The following is a 2,691-nucleotide window of genomic DNA, read 5'->3' on the forward strand; positions in this document are numbered from 1 at the left end:
GTCATCTTTTGGTTATGAGTCCTGACCCTAGAGAGCATCATACTGGTCTCCCGTTTGATTCTTGAACTCTAGGCACTATCTCTTGCTCACTATTATAGTCGTATGATGTGGCGAATGATGTGATGGGGTTTTCCCTAAGGTGCTTGAACTCATGATATAGAGAAGGGACAACAGGTCCATGCTTCCAAGCCTCAATTTCTTCTGTAAACAGCTTCTTTCCGGATAGGGCTAAGTGCCAACCGTAGGCGATATAAACAAGCTTCTGGAGCTTCATAGCGGTTAGAGGAACACCCTCTTGGTGAGCTTTTTCGAGGAAAAAGTTAGTAACGCGCTGAGTTGATCCATCATGAAAGTTGTTGCGATTTGCAATGCTCTAGCCCCCCCGGTTCGTTTTCTGATCTTAGCCTAACCAAGTACAAATAACCACTATAACTGTAAATACAAGAACATTTAGAGAACAACCGCTTGGTGCGTTTGATATATAGGGCCGTAAATATCCCGGGGGAGCACGAGGGGCTGGCCACTCGTCTAAGTATGCGAGCGCGAGGGTCCTCCTCTCGCATCGGTCCGGATCACGAAGTGATCGCAACTCTACCTGATGCGCAACTCGCTTTTTGCATCAAAGACATAGGAACGGCTCTCTTCAAAGTTCAATCCAACCACATCGCCCTCGTTGGAACGCACATCACCGCGCTCTTCGACGATCAAACGCTCGCCGGTTTCAGACACGATGTAGGCATAGGACACACCGCCTAGGCTTTCTGTCATATCAACCTTGTGGGTCGTGCCAGAGGGATCGAGCGTAATGTGTTCAGGCCGCACACCAAAGCTGACCTTAGAACCTGCTTCTCCACCAACACCTGTTGCAACATCGCGCTGCAAGGCAGGCACAGAAACAACACCGCCCTCGCCCAAAATGCCGTCCATAAAGTTCATCGCTGGGGATCCAATGAAACCAGCAACAAATTTGTTGTCAGGGTCGCGGTACAACTCCATCGGGCTGCCTGCTTGTTCAATCACCCCAAGGCGCAAAACCACAATCTTGTCAGCAAGCGTCATCGCTTCGACCTGATCGTGGGTCACGTAAATCATTGTTGCGCCGATTTCTTTGTGCAGGCGCGCGATTTCGACACGCATTTCAACACGCAATTCAGCGTCCAAGTTGGAAAGCGGTTCGTCAAACAGAAATACTTCAGGCCCACGCACAATCGCACGACCGATAGACACACGTTGACGTTGACCACCGGACAAAGCCACTGGCTTGCGTTCAAGATAGTCATCCAACTTCAAAATGCGGCTGGCCTCTGCGACCTTGGCCACGATCTCGGCCTTGGGATGTTTGTTCATCTTTAGGCCAAAGCCCATGTTATCGCGCACGGTCATATGCGGATACAAAGCGTAGGTCTGGAACACCATCGCAACGCCGCGCTCGGATGGATCAGCAGTGGTCACATCACGCTCACCGATGTTGATCTGACCGCCTGTGGTTTCCTCAAGTCCTGCAACCATGCGCAGCAATGTAGACTTACCGCAGCCCGATGGACCAACAAAAACGCAAAACTCGCCGTCATTGATTTCCAAGTCGATCCCATGGATCACCTGCACGTCGCCATATTTCTTGATAACGTTGTTCAAGCTCACTTTAGACATAAGGTCACTCCTTTGCCGTATCCACGGTTTGTATTTTTGATTGATCAGGAAAGCGCCAGCTTTCGGCTTCACGCGCAATCGCATTTGCAGCAACGCGGATGCGCGGCACGAGGGCTTCTAGAGCGGCGAGATTTGTACGTTGGGTTGAACTGGTCACAGACAAGGCGCCCAACACGCGGCCACGCGCAGTCAGGATTGGCAAGGACACACATATAATGCCCGGCTCATGTTCTTCGCGATCAAAGCCGTAGCCGTTGGTGCGAATGTCAATTAACTCTGCGCGCAATGCGGCCTCATCAGGCAGTGTAAATTCGGTGAACACATGAAAGCTCTGTTGCTCGATCACACCCGCAAGATGCGACGTCTCAAGATAGGCCATCATCGCCTTGCCAACGCCTGTGCAATAGGCGGGGCCAATTTTGCCTGCTTGGGAATACATTTCAATCGGACGGCCGGGGTCGATCTTATCTACGTAAAGAACTTGCGCGTGATCAAGCTGTGCCAAATGCACGGTTTCGCCCACCTCTGCGGCAAGCTGTTCAATCAACGGACGTGCGATTGGGGCCAAAGACGATTGCTGCCAAGCAGAATGCGCCAAGCGCACCAAACGTATGCCCAGCGCATAGGTCTGGCGATCGGGATCATAGCTTAACATGCCTTGCGAGGTCAGTGTTTGGATAAAGCGATAAACGGTCGCCTTGGGAAACTCTGCGCGTTCGAGAACATCAGAAAAGCGCACGGGTCGACCAAAGGACGCGACAAGATCGAGGATCTCTAACGCCTTACCAACTGTTCCGTCACTTTTACTACGATCCTCAGACATCGCCGTTTCCTCCTCCTTGCTGAGACTTAGCAGCCCAACGCTAAAATTGCTGCGTTGCCGCATGTCTTGACTGTTGACAAGCCTAGCCCGTTCGCGATTTAGTATCAATATCCAAAACCAAGTTTCAAATAATGGAACCAAAATTTGGAAAAGAAAGACCGATGGGGTGACGCGATATCGCGCGCCCTTTTCGACATACGAATGCATCTAGGGAGGAC

3 protein-coding genes are annotated in these 2,691 nt (G+C 51.2%); all 3 read right to left on the reverse strand.

Features of this window, described 5'->3' with window-relative positions:
- Positions 1-37 precede the first annotated feature (37 nt).
- The 3 genes from QZ279_RS15575 to QZ279_RS00995 all read right to left on the reverse strand — a co-directional run bounded on the left by QZ279_RS15575 (position 38) and on the right by QZ279_RS00995 (position 2,473).
- Positions 38-274: a type II toxin-antitoxin system antitoxin SocA domain-containing protein gene (locus QZ279_RS15575; RefSeq protein WP_366513810.1), complete on the reverse strand. Its 237-nt coding sequence runs from the start codon at positions 272-274 to the stop codon at positions 38-40.
- A 317-nt stretch (positions 275-591) separates the two neighbouring features.
- Positions 592-1,650 (reverse strand): sn-glycerol-3-phosphate ABC transporter ATP-binding protein UgpC, encoded by a 1,059-nt coding sequence (gene ugpC / locus QZ279_RS00990; RefSeq protein WP_293446963.1) that lies wholly within the window; start codon positions 1,648-1,650, stop codon positions 592-594.
- Between the two features lie 4 nt (positions 1,651-1,654).
- On the reverse strand, positions 1,655-2,473 hold the full coding sequence (locus QZ279_RS00995) for an IclR family transcriptional regulator (RefSeq protein ID WP_293446965.1): 819 nt from the start codon (positions 2,471-2,473) through the stop codon (positions 1,655-1,657).
- Positions 2,474-2,691 lie beyond the last annotated feature (218 nt).

Source organism: Planktotalea sp. (assembly GCF_018607965.1).
Lineage (GTDB): Bacteria > Pseudomonadota > Alphaproteobacteria > Rhodobacterales > Rhodobacteraceae > Planktotalea.

Bases quoted from the DNA above. Each gene is read 5' to 3' on its own strand.
- QZ279_RS15575 (WP_366513810.1), bottom strand. From the start codon at position 274: ATGAAGCTCCAGAAGCTTGTTTATATCGCCTACGGTTGGCACTTAGCC.
- ugpC (WP_293446963.1), bottom strand. From the start codon at position 1,650: ATGTCTAAAGTGAGCTTGAACAACGTTATCAAGAAATATGGCGACGTG.
- QZ279_RS00995 (WP_293446965.1), bottom strand. From the start codon at position 2,473: ATGTCTGAGGATCGTAGTAAAAGTGACGGAACAGTTGGTAAGGCGTTA.